Annotated in this window: 20 protein-coding genes and 4 tRNA genes; 13 read left to right on the top strand and 11 right to left on the bottom strand. The window is 61.8% G+C overall.

Annotated features, from left to right (window positions below; translation table 11 throughout):
* Positions 1 to 45: 45 nt before the first annotated feature.
* Positions 46 to 121, bottom strand: a tRNA-Ala gene (locus tag OCT39_RS05970).
* Positions 122 to 336: 215 nt separating this feature from the next.
* Between OCT39_RS05970 and uvrY the strand changes: the two genes are divergently transcribed.
* The 6 genes from uvrY (at position 337) to OCT39_RS05940 (ending at position 3960) form a co-directional block, all read left to right on the top strand.
* Complete coding sequence (gene uvrY, locus OCT39_RS05965) at positions 337 to 987, top strand: UvrY/SirA/GacA family response regulator transcription factor (RefSeq protein WP_263586752.1); 651 nt, start codon at positions 337 to 339, stop codon at positions 985 to 987.
* A 40-nt stretch (positions 988 to 1027) separates the two neighbouring features.
* Entirely contained in the window at positions 1028 to 2842 is a 1815-nt protein-coding gene (gene uvrC, locus OCT39_RS05960; protein ID WP_263586751.1) for an excinuclease ABC subunit UvrC, read from the top strand.
* A 95-nt stretch (positions 2843 to 2937) separates the two neighbouring features.
* The gene (gene pgsA / locus OCT39_RS05955; protein ID WP_263586750.1) at positions 2938 to 3486 is read left to right on the top strand and encodes a CDP-diacylglycerol--glycerol-3-phosphate 3-phosphatidyltransferase; all 549 of its coding nucleotides are present in this window, start codon (positions 2938 to 2940) and stop codon (positions 3484 to 3486) included.
* A 94-nt stretch (positions 3487 to 3580) separates the two neighbouring features.
* Positions 3581 to 3655 (top strand) — tRNA-Gly (locus OCT39_RS05950).
* 96 nt (positions 3656 to 3751) lie between these two features.
* Positions 3752 to 3825 (top strand) — tRNA-Cys (locus tag OCT39_RS05945).
* A gap of 48 nt (positions 3826 to 3873) precedes the next feature.
* Positions 3874 to 3960, top strand: a tRNA-Leu gene (locus OCT39_RS05940).
* 153 nt (positions 3961 to 4113) lie between these two features.
* On the opposite strand, the gene OCT39_RS05935 is transcribed toward OCT39_RS05940, so the two are convergent.
* Together OCT39_RS05935 and OCT39_RS05930 are read right to left on the bottom strand one after the other, a co-directional pair.
* Positions 4114 to 4425 carry a hypothetical protein gene (locus OCT39_RS05935; protein ID WP_263586749.1) on the bottom strand — a complete coding sequence of 104 codons (312 nt, stop codon included), beginning with the start codon at positions 4423 to 4425 and terminating at the stop codon, positions 4114 to 4116.
* 46 nt (positions 4426 to 4471) lie between these two features.
* Positions 4472 to 4765 carry a succinate dehydrogenase assembly factor 2 gene (locus OCT39_RS05930; RefSeq protein ID WP_263586748.1) on the bottom strand — a complete coding sequence of 98 codons (294 nt, stop codon included), beginning with the start codon at positions 4763 to 4765 and terminating at the stop codon, positions 4472 to 4474.
* Between the two features lie 224 nt (positions 4766 to 4989).
* On the opposite strand from OCT39_RS05930, the gene OCT39_RS05925 reads away from it, so the two are divergent.
* The 3 genes from OCT39_RS05925 to lapB all read left to right on the top strand — a co-directional run bounded on the left by OCT39_RS05925 (position 4990) and on the right by lapB (position 6909).
* Positions 4990 to 5286, top strand: coding sequence for an integration host factor subunit beta (locus OCT39_RS05925; RefSeq protein ID WP_252109016.1), 297 nt, complete (start codon positions 4990 to 4992; stop codon positions 5284 to 5286).
* A 117-nt stretch (positions 5287 to 5403) separates the two neighbouring features.
* Positions 5404 to 5709: a LapA family protein gene (locus OCT39_RS05920; RefSeq protein ID WP_263586747.1), complete on the top strand. Its 306-nt coding sequence runs from the start codon at positions 5404 to 5406 to the stop codon at positions 5707 to 5709.
* Positions 5710 to 6909, top strand: coding sequence for a lipopolysaccharide assembly protein LapB (lapB, locus tag OCT39_RS05915; protein ID WP_263586746.1), 1200 nt, complete (start codon positions 5710 to 5712; stop codon positions 6907 to 6909).
* Here lapB and pyrF read toward each other — a convergent pair.
* The gene (gene pyrF, locus OCT39_RS05910) at positions 6887 to 7606 is read right to left on the bottom strand and encodes an orotidine-5'-phosphate decarboxylase (protein WP_263586745.1); all 720 of its coding nucleotides are present in this window, start codon (positions 7604 to 7606) and stop codon (positions 6887 to 6889) included. The two genes, lapB and pyrF, sit on opposite strands and share 23 nt — an antisense overlap.
* Positions 7607 to 7828: 222 nt before the next feature.
* Here pyrF and OCT39_RS05905 point away from each other — a divergent pair, with 222 nt between their 5' ends.
* On the top strand, positions 7829 to 8107 hold the full coding sequence (locus tag OCT39_RS05905; protein WP_263586744.1) for a ComEA family DNA-binding protein: 279 nt from the start codon (positions 7829 to 7831) through the stop codon (positions 8105 to 8107).
* A 79-nt stretch (positions 8108 to 8186) separates the two neighbouring features.
* On the opposite strand, the gene prpF is transcribed toward OCT39_RS05905, so the two are convergent.
* The 5 genes from prpF to OCT39_RS05880 form a co-directional block, all read right to left on the bottom strand.
* Positions 8187 to 9374, bottom strand: a complete 1188-nt coding sequence (prpF, locus tag OCT39_RS05900) for a 2-methylaconitate cis-trans isomerase PrpF (protein ID WP_263586743.1) — start codon at positions 9372 to 9374, stop codon at positions 8187 to 8189.
* Between the two features lie 64 nt (positions 9375 to 9438).
* On the bottom strand, positions 9439 to 12075 hold the full coding sequence (acnD, locus tag OCT39_RS05895; protein WP_263586742.1) for a Fe/S-dependent 2-methylisocitrate dehydratase AcnD: 2637 nt from the start codon (positions 12073 to 12075) through the stop codon (positions 9439 to 9441).
* Between the two features lie 9 nt (positions 12076 to 12084).
* Complete coding sequence (gene prpC, locus OCT39_RS05890; protein WP_263586741.1) at positions 12085 to 13215, bottom strand: 2-methylcitrate synthase; 1131 nt, start codon at positions 13213 to 13215, stop codon at positions 12085 to 12087.
* A 174-nt stretch (positions 13216 to 13389) separates the two neighbouring features.
* Entirely contained in the window at positions 13390 to 14292 is a 903-nt protein-coding gene (gene prpB, locus OCT39_RS05885; RefSeq protein WP_263586740.1) for a methylisocitrate lyase, read from the bottom strand.
* A gap of 48 nt (positions 14293 to 14340) precedes the next feature.
* Complete coding sequence (locus tag OCT39_RS05880; RefSeq protein WP_263586739.1) at positions 14341 to 15078, bottom strand: GntR family transcriptional regulator; 738 nt, start codon at positions 15076 to 15078, stop codon at positions 14341 to 14343.
* Between the two features lie 252 nt (positions 15079 to 15330).
* Between OCT39_RS05880 and pabB the strand changes: the two genes are divergently transcribed.
* Together pabB and OCT39_RS05870 are read left to right on the top strand one after the other, a co-directional pair.
* On the top strand, positions 15331 to 16689 hold the full coding sequence (pabB, locus tag OCT39_RS05875; RefSeq protein ID WP_263586738.1) for an aminodeoxychorismate synthase component I: 1359 nt from the start codon (positions 15331 to 15333) through the stop codon (positions 16687 to 16689).
* Positions 16690 to 16807: 118 nt separating this feature from the next.
* A complete protein-coding gene (locus OCT39_RS05870) occupies positions 16808 to 17428 on the top strand; it encodes a phosphoadenosine phosphosulfate reductase family protein (protein WP_263586737.1) in 621 nt (206 codons plus the stop codon).
* A gap of 84 nt (positions 17429 to 17512) precedes the next feature.
* Here OCT39_RS05870 and cysB read toward each other — a convergent pair whose 3' ends face one another.
* Positions 17513 to 18487, bottom strand: a complete 975-nt coding sequence (gene cysB / locus OCT39_RS05865; RefSeq protein ID WP_263586736.1) for an HTH-type transcriptional regulator CysB — start codon at positions 18485 to 18487, stop codon at positions 17513 to 17515.
* Between the two features lie 331 nt (positions 18488 to 18818).
* On the opposite strand from cysB, the gene trxA reads away from it, so the two are divergent.
* Positions 18819 to 19142, top strand: coding sequence for a thioredoxin (trxA, locus tag OCT39_RS05860; RefSeq protein WP_252109029.1), 324 nt, complete (start codon positions 18819 to 18821; stop codon positions 19140 to 19142).
* A 103-nt stretch (positions 19143 to 19245) separates the two neighbouring features.
* Here the strand turns inward: trxA and OCT39_RS05855 are convergent, their stop codons facing one another.
* Positions 19246 to 20397 (bottom strand): AI-2E family transporter, encoded by a 1152-nt coding sequence (locus tag OCT39_RS05855; RefSeq protein WP_263586735.1) that lies wholly within the window; start codon positions 20395 to 20397, stop codon positions 19246 to 19248.
* Positions 20398 to 20519: the final 122 nt, after the last annotated feature.

Below are 20519 nucleotides of genomic sequence, written 5' to 3'. Positions count from 1 at the left end.
GATGCGCACGAAAAAGCCCCGCTCGATGAGCGGGGCTTTTGAATTTGGTGGAGCCTAGCGGGATCGAACCGCTGACCTCAACACTGCCAGTGTTGCGCTCTCCCAGCTGAGCTAAGGCCCCAGAGCAACCGGCGTTTTGTGGCCGAGTGCGCGGCGAATACTAAGCAAGAAAATGCCTCGGGTCAAGCCCGGCGTGGGTTTTATATTTACTAATTCTCCTTTGGCAAAAGCTATGGCACCCTAGGTTCGACCCCTAAGCTCGAACCCCAGGCAATCGACGGCAGAACAAACGTCGAACAACACAACGTGTGAGTGCATGAATGCAGGAGCGACCACGTGATTAACGTTCTCATCGCCGACGACCACCATTTGGTAAGAAGCAGTATCGCGCACCTGCTGAACGAGGAGCGCGATATCACGATTGCAGGCGAAGCCGTCGATGGCGAAAACGCGGTCACGCTTTGTCGTCAGGTCAAACCGGATCTGGTGCTGATGGATATTCGAATGCCCGGCATTGGCGGGCTGGAAGCGACCCGGCGTATCTGTCGCAGCATGAAAAACGTGCGCGTTCTGATTTTAACGGCCTACATGGAAGACAGCATTTTAAGGCGTATGCTCGAAGCCGGCGCCTCTGGCTTTTTGAGCAAGAGCGCCAACATAGAGGAGATGACCAAAGCGATCCGCCAGGTTTACAGCGGCGGGCGCTACGTCAGCCAGGAGATCGCCCAGCGACTGGCACTTGCTCACTTCACCGAAGAGCGCAGCCCGTTTCGCCAACTCTCGCCGCGCGAGCTTCAAATCGCGCTGATGATCGTCAACTGCCAGCGGGTTCAGGACATCTCCGAACGGCTGCATTTGAGCCCTAAAACCGTGAACACCTACCGCTATCGTCTATTCGACAAGCTGGCCGTGACCAGCGACGTGGAGCTGACCCATCTGGCGCTTCGCCACGGGCTGGTCGAGGGCTTTGACGCGCGCGAGGGTTAGGCCTAACATCCAGTGCTCGCTCACGCAGATCCCAGGTTCCATGACTTTCGATGCCAAGCAATTCTTGAGCTCGGTAAGCACCTCCCCCGGCGTTTACCGGATGCTCGACGATCAGCAAAACACGCTCTACGTTGGCAAGGCGAAGCGGCTCAAGGCGCGCCTGGCGAGCTATTTTCGTGGCCAGCTCAACGCCAAGACCCAAGCGATGGTGGCGCGTATCGCCGACGTTCAGGTTACCGTCACGCGCACCGAAACCGAGGCGCTGCTGCTCGAGCAAACGCTGATCAAGGAGCTGCGCCCGCCCTACAACATTCTGCTGCGCGACGATAAATCCTATCCGTTCGTGTTCGTCACCGATCGCCATGCCTATCCGGCGCTCGAGTACAAGCGCGCTCGCCAGCGGCGCGGCGACGGCCGCTATCTGGGCCCCTACCCAAGCAGCGGCGCGGTGAAAGAGAGCCTGACGCTGATGCAAAAGATCTTTCGCATCCGCAACTGTGAGGACAGCGTCTTCGCCCACCGCAGCCGCCCCTGCCTTCAGTACCAGATCGACCGCTGCAGCGCGCCCTGTGTGGGCTATATCTCTAAAGAAGAGTATCAGCGCGACGTCGAGCACGCGGTGATGTGCCTGGAGGGAAAAAGCGACAGCGTCACCGAGGCGCTCGGCCGCGACATGGAGACGGCAAGCCAGGCGCTCGATTTCGAGGAGGCCGGGCGGCTTCGCGACCAGATTTCGAAACTCCGACAGCTCCAGCAGCGCCAGTTCGTCGACAACGAAAGCGGCGACGCGGACATCTTCGCCCTCGCCCACCGCCCCGGCGCCCAAGGCGTTTCCATCATGAGCATTCGCGATGGCCGGCTGCTTGGCGCGCGCCACCACACGCCGAAAAACGACCTCGAGCTCTCTGATGAGATGCTCTTGACCGAGGTGGTCAGCCAGTACTACTTCGGCCAGCCCCACAACGTCCCCGCCGAAGTGATCACCAGCCACGCCCTGGACGATAGCCAGCTGATCGCCGATGCGCTCAGCGAGCAGGCCGGCAAGAAGGTACGCGTGGCGCATCAGGTACGCGGCCACCGCGCCCAGTGGCAAAAACTCGCCATGACCAATGCCGAGCAGCAGCTCGCCTCTCAGCTGGCGAACAAAACCCAGCTCATGGCCCGCTTCGAGTCGCTGCAAAAGGCGATGGGGCTCGAGAATACGCCAGCGCGGCTGGAGTGCTTCGATATCAGTCACAGCCAGGGCGAGGCAACCGTGGCGTCGTGTGTGGTCTTCGATCAACAGGGACCGCGTAAAAGCGACTATCGTCATTTTCGCATCGAAGGGGTCGCTGCCGGCGACGACTACGCCGCCATGCAGCAGGCGCTGACGAGGCGCTTGAAGCGCGTCAAAAGCGGTGAAGCGATCGCGCCGGATGTGCTGATCGTCGACGGCGGCAAGGGCCAGCTCAATATGGCCCGCGGGGTGATCGAGGAGCTTGGCGTCGTAGGCATCACGCTTTTGGGCGTGGCCAAGGGCACCACGCGCAAGGCGGGGCTCGAGACGTTGTTTCTGGAAAGCAGCGACAACCCGCTGCCGATGGACCCGGCCTCACCGGGGCTGCATCTGATTCAGCACATCCGCGACGAGTCGCACCGCTTCGCCATTGCCGGCCACCGCGCCCAGCGCGACAAGGCGCGGCGCACCTCGACCCTGCAGGACATTCCAGGCGTTGGGCCCAAGCGACGGCGCGAACTATTACGCTTTTTCGGCGGGCTTCAGGGGGTACAGAAGGCAAGTCAGGACGAGCTCGCTCGCGTACCGGGCATTAGCGCGACCATGGCCGCGTCGATCTACCAGGCGCTCAATGGATAAAGGTCTTTGCGGCATGGATGCCGCGCCCCAAGGCGGATAGAATAGCCCTACATACGTTTGATTTTCTGATTCTCCGGCAAGGATCGCGCCCTGCGATGAACATACCCAACATATTGACTCTGGCAAGAATCGTTTTCATCCCCCTTCTGGTCGTGCTCTTTTACCTGCCCTACAGCTGGAGCATGCCGCTGGCAGCGGGCCTGTTTGCGCTCGCCTCGATCACCGACTGGCTGGACGGCTATCTGGCGCGGCTCTGGAATCAGTCGACGCCCTTTGGCGCCTTTCTGGATCCGGTGGCGGACAAGCTGATGGTCGCGGTGGCGCTGGCGCTTTTAATCGAGCGCTTCGACACTGCGCTGCTGACGTTGCCCGCGCTGGTCATCATCGGACGTGAGATCGTGATTTCGGCGCTGCGCGAGTGGATGGCGGAAATGGGCAAGCGCGGCATGGTCGCGGTCTCCTGGATTGGCAAGCTCAAGACCACGCTGCAGATGGTGGCGCTTCTGGTTCTGCTTGCCGTCCCCTCCGGCCATGCGCTGGCCATGGTCGGCGTTGCCATTTTGTACGTGGCGGCGGTGCTGACGCTGTGGTCGATGTTTCAGTATCTGCGGGCGGCCTGGCCGCACCTGAGCCGCTCGATGTAGGCATTTGCTGAACGCGCGTTATCTTATTGGTCGCATTGACCATTTCAGCGATTGACAAGCCCGCGTTAGTGCGTATAATTCGCCCTCGAGTCGAGCGGGAATAGCTCAGTGGTAGAGCATCGCCTTGCCAAGGCGAGGGTCGAGAGTTCGAATCTCTTTTCCCGCTCCAAATTGACTCAAAGCGTCGGCAGCAGGATCAGGAGCAAGTCGAGAGCTGGAACGCCAGCCCGGTCGACTCTCTTTTCCCGCTCCAAACGACTTGTAAGGCTGGATGGCAGAGTGGTTATGCAGCGGACTGCAACTCCGTGTACGCCGGTTCGATTCCGACTCCAGCCTCCATATTTTTTATAGCAGCGACCAGATGCCCTCCATCGCCTGCTGCTATACGCCCGGATGGCGAAATCGGTAGACGCAAGAGACTTAAAATCTCTCGGGGGTAACCCCGTGCCGGTTCAAGTCCGGCTCCGGGCACCATCGATTACTCCCCTTTTCCTGATTGATCCCCAAGCCCTGCTTTACGTACACCTGCTTCACGGCTTGTTTGCGCAAACTCTCTGCGCAACATCTCCCTGTTTTTCAAAACGTCGACTGACGACCTTACTGGCGCCCGCGTGAACGCGAGCCGAGCTAGCGACCGGGGCGGTGCAGCAGCCGGCGAAGCGCGCGGTGGTCTTGAGCCGACACGCTATCCGGCCAGAGCCAGAGACGCGCGCCGCCCACGTCCAGCCCCAAAAGCCAAGGGCCGAGATAGTGACAGCGAAGCAAAACGGCGTCATATGGCTCGCCGCACGCTTTTATCCAGCGCGCATAAAGCACCTCATCGAGCGTTTGAATCGATAGCGTGCCCTTGGGCTGGGCGCGGGCGTGTAACGCGACCGCTGCCAACAGTAAAAGCCAAACGGCAAGCACCAGAGGCGGCGGGGCAAACGTCAGACCCACGCCTGCAAGTCCCGATGCCAGCAGCGCGTGGATTATCGGTGGGAATCTAGAGCGTGCGATAGGCACTGTTATCGGTGGTTTCGGCATGCTCGACGATCATCTGAACGAGCCGGCGCAGGTCCGGGTCGGTGGGCCACTCGCGGTGCATCAGCCAGACGAAGAGATCCTGGTCCTCCTCTTCGATCAGGCGCTGGTAAACCAGTCGATCCTCTTCACAGAGCGAATCGAAGCGCTTTTCGAGAAAGGGAATCAACAGCAGATCCAGCTCCCACATGCCGCGACGCGAATGCCAATAAAGCCGTTTACGGAGGATGGCCTCCGGGGAAGTGTCATCGCTCAACGTGGACCTCTATCAAGTCTTGAATGGAAAGCCAGTATACCTGAGCCACAGGGTCGCGCCAGGGGCCGGCTTCGCCTATGCTGTTATTCGACCTAGAACCTTGTTTTAACTAAAGTACCTAGTTTTGATCGAATTGTTTTATCACCCGATGCGCAGTATGCTGAAGTAGATGTTATTGCGGCCGTAAGCGCATACGACCTTTAACGTTTGCAGGGAGCCAACCGATGACCAAGTCTGAATTAATCGAACAAATCGCGATGCGTCAACCTGAGCTGTCCGCCAGGGAAGTCGAAACGGCGGTGCGTATCATACTCGACGACATGACCGACGCCCTCTCCAGCGGTGGCCGCGTCGAAATCCGCGGCTTTGGCAGCTTTTCGCTGCACTACCGCGAGCCGCGGGTTGGTCGTAACCCCAAGACCGGCGACCCGGTAGATCTCGAGGGCAAGTACGTCCCCCACTTCAAGCCGGGCAAGGAGCTGCGCGAGCAGGTCGACGCTAGCCGCGCGCTGGGGTATTGAAACAGGGGCGTTCGAGGCGGGCCAATCGCGTTGTCGGGGATGACGCCGCGTCCTGACTCATACACAATAGAGCCCTTCTGCACGTAAAAACTTGCACGTAAACACCAGGAACTTCTCATGCGTTGGATCAAAGGGCTTTTACTAGCCATCGTATTACTCGTGGTGCTGCTGGTCGGTATCCTGTTTGCCGTGAACAACCAGCAGGCGATCGCCCTGAATCTGATCTGGACCGAACTTCCCCCGATTTCGCTGTCGGTATGGCTTCTGGCCACGCTGACGCTGGGCGTCGTGCTGGGGATGCTGGCGATGCTGGGGGTTTACGTTCGGCTGAAAGCCCGTCTGGCTCGTAGCGAGCGACACAATAAGCACCAGCAAAAAGAACTCGACCGCCTTCGCACCCAGGAGTTCAAGGAACTGGCTTAAATGCAGGATGTCGCGCTGCTCGGCGTGCTTTTCGCCGCCTTGGCCATTGGCTTTGGGCTTGGCGTACGCCATCGCGCCGGCAAGCGTCTCATCCGACCGACGCCCAAAGCGCCGGCGCTGTCGAAAGAGTATTTTGTCGGGCTCAACTATTTGCTCAACGAGCAGCCCGATGAGGCAATCAACACCTTCATCAACGCGCTGGACGTCAATAGCGATACCGTCGAAACGCACATTGCCCTGGGCAAGCTCTTTCGCGCTCGCGGCGAGGCGGACAAGGCCGTCAGCATTCACCAGAACCTGCTCGCTCGCCCCGCCCTTTCGGTCACGACCAACGATCACATCCAGCTCGAGCTCGCCCAGGATTTCATCGCTTTGGGCGTACACGATCGCGCCCAGCGGCTTTTAAAAACGCTGTTGAGTCACACTACCGACGACACCTACCGGCTACACGCCAAGCGCCTGCTGCTCGATTTGCTCGACCGCGAGCGCGAATGGCAGGAAGCGCTGGAGACCGTCGCTCCCATCCTCAAGCAGCAGCCCGTTCTGCGCCGCCCCGCCGCCCACTGGCTGTGTGAGCTTGCCGTCGAGGAAATCAGCGAATCAAGCCGCGCGCTTGCGCGAAAGCATCTAAAAAAAGCGCTGCAGATGGACGAGAACTGCGTGCGTGCAACGCTGCTCTACGCCGAACTCGAAATGGAAAACGGCCACTATCAGCGGGCGATCGACTGGCTCGAGCGCATTCCCCATCAGGATATCGCGCATACCCCCACCATGCTGAGCGCGCTCAAGCGCGCCTACGAGCGCTTGGAGAACTCGGCGGGCTTCGAGGCGCATCTACATAGACTGCTGGAACAGGCGCCGTACACCAGCGTGATCGTGGCGCTGGGCGAACTCGTTCATCGCCGCGATGGCGTCGATAGCGCGATCGAGCGCACCGGCGAGTGGCTGCGCGAAGCGCCGAGTCTGGGCGGGCTCGACTATCTGATCGATCTGTATCTGGAAAGCGAGCGGCTAAACGGCAAGACGTCGCCGGATACCCGCCTGCTGCTGTTGAAACACCACACCGGGGCTCTGCTTGAGGGCCGGCCGCGCCAGCGCTGCCGCCACTGCGGTTTTACCAGCGACCATCTGGTGTGGCAGTGCCCCAGCTGCCGGCGCTGGGGCACGATCAAACCGATTACCGGGATCGAGGGCGAGTAGCGCCGGCGATGTCGGCTTCGATCGCCTTGAGCGCCGCCATCGGCTCCTCGGCCTGGGTGACCGGGCGCCCGATCACCATGTGAGTACTGCCTGCGGCCAGCGCCGCGCTCGGGGTCATGACGCGCGACTGGTCATCGAGTGCGGCAGAGCGTGGGCGAATACCTGGCGTCACTTTCAAAAACGCCTTACCGCAGGCGCTTTCGACCGCTGCCGCCTCCTGGGCGGAGCAGACCACCCCGGCCAAACCGCTTTCATGGGTAAGCCTTGCCAGCCGCATCACCTGCTCATCAAGCGCTCCGCTCACGCCGATATCACCAAGCGCCTCGCCACTCATGCTGGTCAGCACGGTCACGGCGATCAGGTGGGTTTTCAGGCCGTTTCGAGAGAGCCGCTCGGCCGCGGTTTCCATCATCGCCTTGCCGCCACTGGCATGCACGTTCACCATCCAAACGCCCTGCTCCGCCGCCGCCTGCACGGCGCTGGCCACGGTGTTGGGAATATCGTGAAACTTGAGATCCAGAAAGATCTCGAAGCCGCGCCCATGAAGCGCCTCGAGCACCGCTGGGCCGCTGCGGGTGAAAAGCTCTTTACCCACTTTCACTCGACAGCGGGCAGGGTCGAGCTGGTCCGCCATGCAAAGGGCCTGGTCCAGCGACGGGTAATCGAGGGCGATGATGAGGGGAGAATCGGTTGACACGGGCGCGCTCCTTGTTTGAACCGCGCCATTATACCAGCCTTGCCCCGCGCTTTCGTGTAAGCGATCTCAGGACCGAACCTGGGAATGCGCTTACAAAGGCCGTCGTTTTCAGATGACGGCGGCGTGACACAAGCCTTGCCAGGGTGATCAGTAGTCCCGGCGGCGGGGATCGAACCGGGCGAACGACAGCAAGAATCCATCGTTATCTCAAGGGGGCTTACCATGAAGCGAATGATCAAGGGATTACTGGCAGCGACGTTATTGGGCATCGGGGTCAGCGGCGCAGCGCTGGCGCAGTCCATGGCGCCGATCAACGTCAACACCGCCGATGAGGAGCTGCTGGCCGAACTGCCCGGTGTCGGCCCTAGCCGCGCGGCGGCCATTATCGAAGAGCGTAGCGCCAACGGCGACTTCGAAAACGCCGATGATCTCACGCGCGTTAGCGGCATCGGGCCCGCCACGGTCGAAGGCATGCAGGATCAGATCACTTTCGACGAGTAGATTTCAGGCGCCCACGCCCCATTTCCAGGGCCGGGGTGTGGGCATAAAAGGCCGCAGAACCGAGGGTTTGGCCGCTCGTTCAAGCGCTTTCCAGACCATCGCCGGGTACGAACACCCGGCCTTCCATCAGTACACGGGCGCTACGGCTCATCAGCGCCCGGTCGATCTGCCAAACGCCCTGCACAAGGCTCGCCTTGGCACCCACGTGCAGCGTGCCGGATGGGTGACCGAAAGTGACCGCCTCGCGCTCGCCGCCGCCAGCGGCCAGGTTCACCAGCGTTCCCTTTATCGCCGCCGCCGAGGCAATCGCTACCGCCGCGGTGCCCATCATGGCGTGGTGGAGCTTGCCCATCGAGAGCGCGCGCACGACCAAATCAATATCTCCCGCCACCACGGATCGGCCGCTCGACGCCGTATAGTCCGAAGGCCGCGCCACGAACGCTACCTTTGGCGTGTGCTGGCGCCCCCCCGCCGCCTCGAGGTTTTCAGCCAGCCCCATTTTAACCGAGGCGTGGGTGCGAATCGCCTCGAACCGGGCAAGCGCCTGGGCGTCACCGTTGATCGCTTCCTGGAGCTCCGTGCCGGTGTAACCGATGTCCTGGGCGTTGACGAATACGGTGGGAATACCGGCATTGATCATCGTCGCCTCGAGCGTACCGATGCCTGGCACCTCGAGGGCGTCCACCACGTTGCCCGTGGGGAAGATCGCCCCTTCGCCGTCGGCGGGGTCGACGAAGGCCACCGGGATTTCGGCGGCGGGAAAGGTCACGCCGTCGAGCTCGAAGTCGCCGGTTTCCTGCACCCGGCCACCGGTGATCGGTACCCAAGCGATGATCGTTTTTTCGATATTCGCCTGCCAGATACGGACCTCGACCACGCCATCGTCGGGAATTCGCCCCGGGTCGATGAGCCCGGCGCGAATCGCGAATGGGCCGACGGCGGCGGACAGGTTGCCGCAGTTACCGCTCCAGTCGACGAAGGGTCGGTCGATGGACACCTGGCCGAACAAATAGTCAACGTCGTGATCCGTTGAGGTGCTTTTCGAGAGAATCACCGCCTTGCTGGTGCTCGATGTCGCCCCGCCCATGCCGTCGATCTGCTTTTCGTAGGGGTCGGGGCTGCCCATCAAGCGCAGTAGCAAGCGGTCGCGGGCGGGACCCGGCGCTCTGGCCGCTTTGGGCAGATCGTCGAGCGCGAAGAAGACGCCCTTGCTGGTGCCGCCGCGCATGTAGGTGGCGGGAATCTCGAGCTGGGGACTGATGGTCATGGCGTGCTCCTGAAACGCCCGGCGCGGGGCCGGGCGTGTGTGAAGGGTGACAAACGAGGCCGAATCAGGCTGGCGTCGCCTCCAGAAAATCCTGAGCGAAGCGCTGAAGCACCCCGCCGGCGGCGTAGATAGTGACCTCCTCGGCGGTATCGAGCCGGCAGATCACCGGCACGCGCTCGACGCCGCCGGCGCGGTGGATCAAAAGCGTCAGCTTCGCACCCGGCGCGGTATCCCCTTCCACATCGAACACCTCGGTGCCGTCCAGCGCCAGGGTCTTGCGCGTAGTGCCGGGCTCGAACTGCAGCGGCATCACGCCCATGCCTACCAGGTTGGTGCGGTGGATGCGCTCGAAGCCTTCGGCGACGATCGCCTCGACTCCGGCCAGCGCCACGCCCTTGGCCGCCCAATCCCGTGAGGAGCCCTGACCGTAGTCGTTGCCGGCGATAATGATCAAGGGCTGTTTGCGCGCCATGTAGGCTTCGATCGCCTCCCACATGCGCACCACCTTGCCTTCGGGTTCCAGACGCGCAAGCGACCCCTGGCGCACGTGGCCGTCATCGTCGAGGGCCATCTCGTTGTAGAGCTTGGGGTTGGCGAAGGTCGCCCGCTGGGCGGTGAGGTGATCGCCCCGGTGGGTGGCGTAGGAGTTGAAGTCCTCCTCCGGCAGGCCCATTTTCAGCAGGTACTCGCCGGCCGCGCTGTCCGGCAAAATGGCGTTGGACGGCGACAGGTGGTCGGTGGTGATGTTGTCCGGCAAAATCGCCAGCGGCCGCATGCCCTTGAGCGCCCGGGCCGCCGCCATGTTCCCCTCCCAATAAGGCGGGCGACGAATATAGGTACTCTGCGGGCGCCAGTCGTAGAGCGGCTCGACCTGAGTACGCTGGCTCTTGTCGAGATCGAACATCGGGATGTAGGTCTGGCGAAACTGCTCAGGTCTAACCGAGGCCTTGACGATGGCGTCGATCTCGCTGTCATCGGGCCAGATATCCTTGAGCGTGATCGGATGGCCGCGATCATCCACGCCCAGCACGTCCTTTTCGATATCGAAGCGGATGGTACCGGCGATGGCGTAGGCCACCACCAGCGGCGGCGAAGCCAGAAACGCCTGCTTGGCGTAGGGATGAATGCGCCCATCGAAATTACGATTGCCCGAGAGCACCGCCGTGGCGTAAAGGTCGCGCTCCTTGATCTCCTGCTGAATTTTCGGGTCGAGGGAGCCAGACATGCCGTTGCAGGTCGTGCAGGCGTAGCCCACCACGCCAAAACCGAGCGCCTCGAGCTCATCCATCAGCCCGGCATCCTCGAGATACATCGTCACGGTTTTCGACCCCGGCGCCAGCGACGACTTCACCCAGGGCTTGCGAAGAAGCCCCAGCCGGTTGGCGTTGCGGGCGATCAGCCCCGCCGCCACCATGTTGCGCGGGTTGGAGGTGTTGGTGCAGCTGGTGATCGCGGCGATGATCACCGCGCCGTCGGGCAGCCGGCCGTCGAGCTCGTCCTGCTGCACGGCCTCGTAATTGATCGCGATGCCGCGGCTGGCGAGTTCCGACGTCGGCAAATGGGCGTGCGGGTTCGACGGCCCGGCCAGCGTGCGTGCCACGTTCGAGAGATCGAAGCGCAGCACCCGTTCGTACTCCGCGGTTTTAAGATCACTGGCCCAAAGCCCCGTGTGCCTGGCGTAGGTTTCCACCAGCGCCACCTGCTCATCGTCGCGCCCGGTGAGCTTGAGATAGTCGATGGTCTGGTCGTCGATATAGAACATCGCCGCACTGGCACCGTACTCCGGCGTCATGTTGGAGATCGTCGCCCGGTCGCCGATGCTGAGCGCGTCCGCGCCTTCGCCAAAGAACTCGAGATAGGCGCCGACCACGCGCTCACGGCGCAAGAATTCGGTGATCGCCAGCACCATGTCGGTACCGGTGACACCCGGGGCTAGTTTGCCCGTCAGCTCCACGCCCACGATATCCGGCAGCCGCATCATCGAGGCGCGCCCAAGCATCACGCTCTCTGCCTCGAGCCCGCCCACGCCCACCGAGATCACGCCGAGCGCGTCGACCATCGGCGTGTGGCTATCGGTGCCCACGCAGGTATCCGGAAAGGCGACCTTCGCACCGGAATCGATTTGGCGACACTGCACCACCGGCGACATCTTCTCCAGATTGATCTGGTGCATGATGCCGTTGCCCGGCGGAATCACGTCGACGTTCTCGAATGCGAGCTTGGTCCAGTTGATGAAGTGAAAGCGGTCGTCGTTACGCCGCTCTTCGACGGCGCGGTTCTTCTCGAACGCCTGGTCGTCGTCGCCGTTGTGCTCCACCGCCAGCGAGTGATCGACGATCAGTTGGGTCGGCACCACCGGGTTGACCTGAGCGGGGTCGCCGCCGCGCTCGGCGATGGCGTCCCGTAGCCCGGCGAGATCGACCAGGGCGGTCTGGCCGAGAATGTCGTGGCATACTACCCGCGCCGGGTACCAGGGAAAGTCGAGATCGCGCCGGCGCTCGATGAGCTGGGAAAGCGCATCAACCAGAAGCGCCGGCTCGCAGCGGCGTACCAGCTGCTCGGCGAGTACCCGCGAGGTGTAGGGCAGCGTTTCATAAGCGCCCGGGGCGATCTCTTCGACGGCCTGACGGGCATCGAAGAAGTCGACCGGCTCACCGCCCATTAGCGCGCCGGGCAGCGTCTTGCGGTAGTCGCTATTCATGATGGCCTCCTAGTCGCGCTCTTCGATCGGCACCCACTCGCTCTTCTCGGGGCCAGTGTAGTCGGCGCTCGGGCGAATGATGCGATTGTTGGCGCGCTGTTCGAACACGTGCGCCGCCCAGCCGGTCAGCCGGGACATGACGAAGATCGGCGTGAACAGCTTGGTCGGAATCTCCATGAAGTGGTAGGCGCTGGCGTGGAAGAAGTCCGCGTTGCAAAAGAGCTTCTTCTCCCGCCACATCACCTCTTCACAGCGCTCGGAGACCGCATAGAGCGTGGTGTCGCCCACGTCTTCGGAAAGCTTTTTGGACCACTGTTTGATGATCTCGTTGCGTGGGTCGACCTCGCGGTAGATCGCGTGGCCAAAGCCCATGATCTTCTCCTTACGCTCGAGCTTGCCGAGCATTTCGCGCTCTGCCTCGTCCGGGGATGTCCAGTCCTGGATCATCGCCATCGCCGCTTCGTTGGCGCCGCCGTGCAGCGGGCCTCTGAGCGAGCCGATCGCCCCGGTCACGCAGGAGTGCATGTCGGAAAGCGTCGAGGCGCAGACTCGCGCGGTAAAGGTCGAGGCGTTGAACTCGTGCTCGGCGTAGAGAATTAGGGATACGTTCATCACCCGGGCGTGCAGCTCGGAGGCCGGTTCGCCGCGCAGCATATTGAGAAAGTGCCCGCCCACGGAGATATCGTCGGTTTCGGTATTGATGCGCACGCCGTCGTGGCTGAAGCGGTACCAATAGCAGATGATCGAGGGCAGCACGGCGAGCAGCCGGTCGGCGACGTCCTGCTGCTCGTCGAAGCTCTCCTCGGTCTCCAGGTTACCAAGCATCGAGGTGCCGGTGCGCATCACGTCCATCGGGTGGGCGTCGGCGGGGATCTCTTCGAGCACTGCTTTGAGCGGGCCGGGCAGGCCGCGCAGCCCCTTGAGCTTATCGATGTAGTGGTCGAGCTCGGCCTGATTGGGCAGCTTGCCCTTCAAAAGCAAATACGCGACCTCCTCGAATTTGGCTTTCTCGGCCAGCTCCTTGATGTCGAAGCCGCGGTAGGTGAGCCCGGAACCGGTCTTGCCTACGGTGCAAAGCGCGGTACTGCCCGCGCTCTGCCCACGAAGCCCGGCGCCTGCCAGCGGTTGTTTGTCAGCCATGGTGCGTCTCCTCGGTGCTTTTTATAAGTACTTTTTTAGGTGCTTTTTTAGGTGCTTTTTGTAAATACTGTCTATCAGTACCGTTTATAAGTGCTGCTTATGGGCGTTTTATAACTGCTTTCTGTCACTGCTTTTACAAGGGCCTTTTTATCGCCGCCTTGTAGAGCATTTTGCTCAGCGCTCGTTTTGCTCGCTGAACAGCGCGTCGAGCTTCTGCTCGAAATCGTGGTAATTGAGAAAATCGTAAAGCTCGTCGCGGGTCTGCATGGTATCGACCACCTCACGCTGATGGCCGTTGTCGAGAATGCTCTGGTAGACCTTGAGCGCCGCGGCGTTCATGGCGCGAAACGCCGACAGCGGGTAGAGCACCATGGCGCAGCCAGCCTCGCCAAGCTCGGCCTGAGTGAAGAGCGGCGTGGCACCAAACTCGGTGATATTGGCCAGAATCGGCGCGTCCACGCGGGTACAGAACGCGCGGTAGTCATCGAGGGTGTGCACGGCTTCGGCAAAAATAGCGTCGGCGCCGGCCTCGATGCAGGCGTTGGCGCGCTCGATCGCGGCATCCAACCCCTCTTTCTGGAAGGCGTCGGTGCGCGCGATCAGGTAAAAGTCCGGGTCACGCCTGGCATCTGCCGCCGCCTTGATGCGATCGACCATCTCACTCTGCGAGACGATCGCCTTGTTCGGCCGGTGACCGCAGCGCTTTTGGGCCACCTGGTCCTCGATATGCACCGCCGCCACCCCGGCGCGCTCCATTTCCTTCACGGTGCGGGCGATGTTGAACGCGCCACCCCAGCCGGTATCGATATCCACCAGCAGCGGCAGGTCGGTGGCCCCGCAGATGCGGTGGGCATCCTCGACTACATCGTTCATGGTGGTCATGCCCAGATCCGGCAGCCCGAAGGAAGCGTTGGCCACCCCGCCGCCGGAAAGATAGATCGCCTGGTGCCCCACCCGCTCGGCCATGAGCGCGGTGTAGGCGTTGATGGTGCCAAGAATGGGCAGCGGACGCTGATCCTGCAGCGCCTGGCGAAACCGGGCGCCCGGGGTGAGCGAAGAAGGTGCGTGCGTGGACATGATCTCTCCTGTCGATGTTGTTATAAAAAGGGTGCTATAAAAAAGCCGCTATGAATCGGTCTGGCCGTCGGCCAGCATCGCCGCGTAGCGGTCGGCGACGTTTTCGCGGGAGGCGCTGACGTGGCGACGCATCAACAGCTCGGCAAGCTCGGCGTCGCCGGCTTCGATGGCATCGACGATGCGATGATGCTCCACGAAGGCGCGCTGGGGCCGGGCGCCGCTGGCGCTGAACTGGGTGCGGTAGAGGCGCACGAGATAGTAAAGATCGTCGCAGAGCAGGTTCATCAGCATTCTGTTGTGGCTGCCCTGCACGATCAGGTAGTGAAAATCGAGATCGCCTTCGCGCTGATAGTAGGCCTCGCCGCGCTGCAGATCCGACTGACTCTCGTGCACCGCCAACACGTCGCGCAGCCCCTGAATCTCTTTTGGCCCCATATGCTCGGCGGCCAGGCGGGCGGCCATACTCTCGAGCGCCTCGCGCACGTCGAATAGCTCGATCAGCTCCTTCATCGAGAGCTTGACGACCCGGGCGCCCACGTGTGGCACGCGCTCGATCAGCCGGTGCGCTTCGAGTCGGCGCATCGCTTCTCTCAGCGGCCCGCGAGAGATACCGTAACTCTTGGAGAGCCCGGGCTCGGTGATCTTGCTCCCCGGCGGCAGCTCGCCGCGCACGATGGCACTTTGCAGCTGGTGAAACACCCGCTCGGCCAGGGTGCGCACTTCCGGCGTATCGGGATCGAATGCGCTGTCAACGCGCGGCTTGGGCACTTTGCTAATGGCGGTCATGGCTAATTGTCGACAATAAAGAGAGTTACCGGCACTTTAGCCCGCGACCCACCGAGCGTCAACCGCACTCAAGGCGCGTTTTATGGCACTTTGGTGGGAGAAAACAAAAGTGCTGCTCCGAAATGTCTACAATGCAGGCGAAGAGAAAAACTAAAATGATGAGCACCACGCGTGGAAAATAAGCCGATGCGCGACTGGCCCTCGACGAGCACGCTCACTAGAATAACCGGCCCAACCGCAAGGCACCGAGTCATGAGCGCGTCGTTCACCATTACCGCCCTTCCCTACGCCCAGGACCCACTGGCGCTGTTTGCCCGGCTCAAGCACCGCCCAGGCGCCATCCTGCTCGACAGTGGCCGCCCGGCGGCCAAAAGCGGGCGCTTCGATATTCTGGTCAGTGACCCTATCGCTACGCTCGAGATCGACGCGCGCGGCGCCGTGGCGCTCGACACCGACACGCTTGTACCGCCCAGGGCGCTTCTGGACGACCCTTTCGCGCTCAAGGCCTGGCTACTCGCGCAGCTTCCCCCACCCGTCGAGAAAAGCGAGCTTCCCTTTATGGGCGGGCTGATGGGCTACTGGAGCTATGAGTTCGGCCTCGCCCAGCAGGGCATCGAAAGCCGCCACGAGAGCGCCACGTCGCTTCCCGCGGCGCGGCTGGGGCTTTACGACTGGTGCATCACGCTCGACCATCACGCCGGCCAGGCCTGGCTGGTCGCCTCCCCTGCGCGGCGTGACACGGTTCTTGCGTGGCTCGACGCGCCCGCGCCCGAACCAGATGACTTCCGACTGACCGGGGCGTTCGAGGCCGAGCTCGATCAGCGCGCCTACGTCGAGCGCTTCGAGGCGGTACAGCGCTACATTCGCGCCGGCGACTGCTACCAGATCAACCTGGCGCAGCGCCTGTCCGCCCCTTTCGAAGGCGATGCGTGGCAGGCCTACCAGCGGCTTCGCCGCGCCACGCCCACGCCGTTTTCCGCCTTCATGACCTGGAAGGATCAGGCGGTGCTGTCGCTGTCGCCGGAGCGTTTCATTCAGGTGGCGAGTGGTGAGGTCGAAACCCGCCCGATCAAGGGCACCCGCGCTCGGGGCAAGACACCGGCAGAGGATCAGGCGCTGGCCGAAGCGCTTTTGGCCAGCGTCAAGGATCGCGCCGAGAACGTGATGATTGTGGATCTTTTGCGCAACGACCTGGGACGGGTATGCCGGCCGGGCAGTATTCACGTGCCCAAACTCTGCGCGCTCGAAAGCTACCCCAACGTGCACCATCTGGTCAGCGTGGTACAGGGCACGCTGGCCGAGGATCAGTCGGCGCTATCGCTTCTAGCGGCGGCGTTTCCCGGCGGCTCGATCACCGGCGCGCCCAAGTTTCGCGCCATGCAGATCATCGACGAACTCGAGCCCTGCCAGCGCAGCGTCTACTGCGGAAGCCTTGGCTACGTCGACGTGCGGGGGCATATGGACACCTCGATCGCGATTCGCACCATGGTGGCGGATCAGGGCGCGCTGCACGTCTGGGGGGGCGGTGGGCTGGTGGCAGACTCACAAGCGCAGGAGGAGTACACCGAGACGCTGGATAAAATCTGCCACCTGATCGGTGCGCTGGAATAAGTGACAGGCTTTTTGATTCTGAAAGTAATATAAAAGCCAAACCAAACGGTATTGGGGCGCGCGCTATCTCCTTTGGTAGCCTAGCGTTCGACGTTTCGCTCAAAGCGCAGGAGGCCGCATGTCGTCAACACTGGAAGCCATGAATCGCGATCACGCCAATGACCCCCACGTCCTGATCGAATGGGCATTGAAACAGGGCGAGCGCCCGATCTGCACGACCAACTTTCGCCCCTTCGAGGCGGTCATTCTGCACATGGCGACTCAGGTGCGCCCGGACATCCCGATCGTCTGGATGGACAGCGGTTACAATACCGAGGCGACCTACCGCGTTGCCAACGAGATCATCGAGCGGCTGGACCTGAATATCGTCAGCTTTTTGCCCAAGCGCACCCGCGCCCACCGTGAAGCGCTTGAGGGCCCCGTGCCGGGTATCGACGACCCGCGCCACGACGCCTTCACTCAGGAAGTCAAAATCGAGCCGTTCGAGCGCGCGCTCAAGGAGATGCGCCCGGACGTCTGGCTGACCGCGCTGCGCGCCGAGGACACGCCGGAGCGCGCCAAAATGCAGCCGCTGAGCCAAAACGCCGACGGCCTTTTGAAAGTGGCGCCGCTTCTGCACTGGAGCGCAAAGGATATGTACGAGTACCTGCAGGCGCATGATCTCCCCAACAACTTCGACTATTTCGACCCCACCAAGGTGGAAGAGAAGCGCGAGTGTGGCCTGCACCTGCAGCACTAGGCGCTGGATAGCCCGCTTCTACCAAAAAAGGCGCCGCTAAGCGGCGCCTTTTCGTTGGCGAGTACGGGGTGAGCGTGAATAAACTCAGTACTCGGGCAGCTCGACGCCCTCGAACAGCCCCTGCTCCTGACGCGGGCCGATGTTGAGCGCTTCATCGACGCGCTCGCGCGTCAGGTGCGGGGCGAAACGGGCGAGAAAATCGTACATGTAGCCGCGCATGAAGGTGCCGCGGCGAATGCCGATTTTGGTGGTGGAGCTTGCAAACAGGTGGCCGGCCTCCAGCGCGACCAGGTCGCTATCCAGCGCCTCATCGACCGCCATATGGGCGACGATCCCTACGCCCATGCCAAGGCGCACGTAGGTCTTGATCACGTCGGCATCGGCGGCGGTGAGTACCACGTTAGGCGTAAGCCCCCGGGCCTTGAACGCGTCGTCGAGCTGCGAGCGGCCGGTAAAGCCGAACACGTAGGTGACCAGCGGGTGCTCGGCAAGCGCCTCCAGGGTCAACGGCCCATCGAGCTCAGCGAGCGGGTGGCCCTTGGGCACCAGCACGCAGCGGTTCCAGCGGTAGCAGGGCAGCAAAATCAGATCGGTAAAAAGCTCCAGCGACTCGGTGGCGATAGCGAAATCCGCCTGGCCTTCGCTGACCATCTGGGCGATCTGCTTGGGCGTGCCCTGCTGCATGTGCAGCGCCACTTCCGGATATTTTTGGGTGAAGGCGCTTATCACGGGCGGCAGCGCATAGCGCGCTTGGGTGTGCGTGGTGGCGATCGCTAAACTCCCACGGCGTTCGTCGCTGTGCTCCTGGGCCACCTGCTTGATGTTGTCGGTAAGCTTAAGCACCTGGCCTGCCAGCTCGATGATCGACTCCCCCGCCGGCGTTACACGGGTGAGGTGCTTGCCGCTTCGAGCAAAAATTTCCACGCCCAGCTCGTCTTCCAGAAGGCGGATCTGTTTGGAGATGCCGGGCTGAGACGTAAAAAGGCTTTGAGCCGTGGCCGAGACGTTGAGATTGTGCCGGTTCACTTCCCAGATATAGCGAAGTTGCTGTAGCTTCATGTGATCTACCTTGCGTCCCGAAGAAGCCGCTCAAAGCGCCTCTTCTGCCATACGTTCGCGCGCGGCGACCCAAAGCGGGCCAAACCGCTAAACGCATAAATTTGAATAAAAAATATTCCCTTAATTCCCTTATAGTATAAGAAATATGAAAGCCTGGCACCCTATAATTTAATCGCCCCAGGCGGTCAAAGCCGGGTGAAAGTTGCCAGTTTAGGCGGCGGGCGCTACCATCGTGGCACCTGGCGCGATAAACATGCGCTATTCTATCGCGTAATAGCCGTTGCTCAGTGAAGGCAACGAATCGTAAGAGCAACGTAATCAGGAGATGTAAATGGCTACCAATGTAGATGTCACCAACGCCAATTTCGAACAGGAAGTCCTCAACGCCGAGCAGCCGGTGCTGCTGAAGTTTTGGGCCCCCTGGTGCGGCCCGTGCAAGGTCATGGCACCGGTGGTCGACGAAGTAGCATCCGAGCGCGGCGACGGCCTGAAAGTGGTCAGCGTCAACGTTGACGACGCCCCGGAGATCGCCGCTGAACAAGGCGTTCGCGGCGTCCCCACCGTCATGCTGTTCAAGTCCGGTACCAAGGTCGCTTCACTGGTCGGCGCGCAGTCCAAATCCCAGCTGACGCAGTTCATCGACCAGAACGCATAAGGCTCAATGCCCAGCGTCTGGCGCTGACAAGGCGCCTAAACGACACGGGGCTACCGCTTTCGCGGTAGCCCCGTGTTGCGTTTGGGCCCTGCTGTTCATCCGGTTATTCGCTGGCTTCCGGTTTCTTGATCAAAGGCTCCGGGTCCGGCTTTTTGCGCCGCCAGGGCGCCTTACTGGGATCGCCACCGTGATTGACGCTTCGCCGCAGCTGGCGCGTACCCGGCCCCAGAAGATGGGCAATCCAACGCGTCTGCGGGTGGCTGTCGAGCGCGATCTTGAGCGTCATGGTCAACACCACCGACAACAGCATCCCCGCCGCACCGAAGATCCAGCCCCATACTACCAGCGACAAAAACGCCACGAAGGTGGAAAGTCCCAGCGCCTGTCCCATGACTCGCGGTTCGATCAAATTCCCCATGACGAAGTTGATCACCAGATACGCCGAGGCCAGCATCAACGCCTGCAGCACGCCCCCATCCTGAGCGACGAGCAGCAGCAATACCGGCGGCACCGCCGCCAACGCCGAGCCGATGTTGGGAATGAAGTTGAGCGCAAAGGCAAGTACGCCCCAGAGTAGCGGAAACTCGACCCCGATCATCAAGCACGAAAGCCACACCAGCACGCCGGTCGCCAGGCTGATCACGGTCTTGATCGCCAGATAACGCTTCAACGTGGCGCTGAATTCGGCAAAGCGCTTGAGGCTCGGCGCCGGATTCTCCAGCGCCCGGGCCACCTTGGAGCGAAAGTTGAGCGTCTCGAACAGCATGAACATGACCAGCAGCGACACGACACTGCCCTGCATCATGATCGCCCCGACTTCGCTGACCAGCACTGCCACCCACGAGCCATCGTCCTCCATCGCCAAGGCACTGCTCAGCTGATCCGGGTCGATGGCCACGCCGCGAGCGGAGAGCGTATTGAGCATACTCCAGTAGTGCTCGTAGAGACGCGCCTCGATATCCGGCAGCGCGTCGATGAAGGTGCTGAAGCTATTGACCACCAGCACGCCGAGCAGCAAAAAGAAGGCGGCCAGCACCACCAGCGTGATCAACGCCGCCATGCGCATACCGACACCGTGGCGGTGCAGCCAATGCACCGGCGAGGTACACACCACGGCGATGAAAATGGCCAGCAGCAGCGGTACCAGTAGATCCGAGCCAAGCTTCATCCCCGTGACGATGACCACCAGCGCCGCGATCGCCAGCGTCGCGTTCAAGGGGATGCTGCGATAATCCTTATCCGACAACTTCTGCATGGCCCATTCCTTGAGATTGATCCTTACATAATGGCTGCTCGCCGCTCAATTAACAAACGGTGCATATAATAAGCAACTGTTTTACGACTACGCTTGATAAGTGAACTTATTGCCGGCGTGAT

Origin of the sequence: Halomonas sp. GD1P12 (assembly GCF_025725645.1) — a bacterium.
Lineage (GTDB): Bacteria > Pseudomonadota > Gammaproteobacteria > Pseudomonadales > Halomonadaceae > Vreelandella.
The sequence above is the reverse complement of the archived record's forward strand: the minus strand, read 5'-3'. Positions and strand labels throughout refer to the sequence as shown.

Excerpts from the sequence above, each read along its gene's own strand:
- uvrC (WP_263586751.1), top strand. The coding sequence starts at position 1,028 with ATGACTTTCGATGCCAAGCAATTCTTGAGCTCGGTAAGCACCTCCCCC.
- pgsA (WP_263586750.1), top strand. The coding sequence starts at position 2,938 with ATGAACATACCCAACATATTGACTCTGGCAAGAATCGTTTTCATCCCC.
- OCT39_RS05925 (WP_252109016.1), top strand. The coding sequence starts at position 4,990 with ATGACCAAGTCTGAATTAATCGAACAAATCGCGATGCGTCAACCTGAG.
- OCT39_RS05920 (WP_263586747.1), top strand. The coding sequence starts at position 5,404 with ATGCGTTGGATCAAAGGGCTTTTACTAGCCATCGTATTACTCGTGGTG.
- lapB (WP_263586746.1), top strand. The coding sequence starts at position 5,710 with ATGCAGGATGTCGCGCTGCTCGGCGTGCTTTTCGCCGCCTTGGCCATT.
- OCT39_RS05905 (WP_263586744.1), top strand. The coding sequence starts at position 7,829 with ATGAAGCGAATGATCAAGGGATTACTGGCAGCGACGTTATTGGGCATC.
- prpF (WP_263586743.1), bottom strand. The coding sequence starts at position 9,374 with ATGACCATCAGTCCCCAGCTCGAGATTCCCGCCACCTACATGCGCGGC.
- acnD (WP_263586742.1), bottom strand. The coding sequence starts at position 12,075 with ATGAATAGCGACTACCGCAAGACGCTGCCCGGCGCGCTAATGGGCGGT.
- prpC (WP_263586741.1), bottom strand. The coding sequence starts at position 13,215 with ATGGCTGACAAACAACCGCTGGCAGGCGCCGGGCTTCGTGGGCAGAGC.
- prpB (WP_263586740.1), bottom strand. The coding sequence starts at position 14,292 with ATGTCCACGCACGCACCTTCTTCGCTCACCCCGGGCGCCCGGTTTCGC.
- OCT39_RS05880 (WP_263586739.1), bottom strand. The coding sequence starts at position 15,078 with ATGACCGCCATTAGCAAAGTGCCCAAGCCGCGCGTTGACAGCGCATTC.
- pabB (WP_263586738.1), top strand. The coding sequence starts at position 15,331 with ATGAGCGCGTCGTTCACCATTACCGCCCTTCCCTACGCCCAGGACCCA.
- OCT39_RS05870 (WP_263586737.1), top strand. The coding sequence starts at position 16,808 with ATGTCGTCAACACTGGAAGCCATGAATCGCGATCACGCCAATGACCCC.
- cysB (WP_263586736.1), bottom strand. The coding sequence starts at position 18,487 with ATGAAGCTACAGCAACTTCGCTATATCTGGGAAGTGAACCGGCACAAT.
- trxA (WP_252109029.1), top strand. The coding sequence starts at position 18,819 with ATGGCTACCAATGTAGATGTCACCAACGCCAATTTCGAACAGGAAGTC.
- OCT39_RS05855 (WP_263586735.1), bottom strand. The coding sequence starts at position 20,397 with ATGCAGAAGTTGTCGGATAAGGATTATCGCAGCATCCCCTTGAACGCG.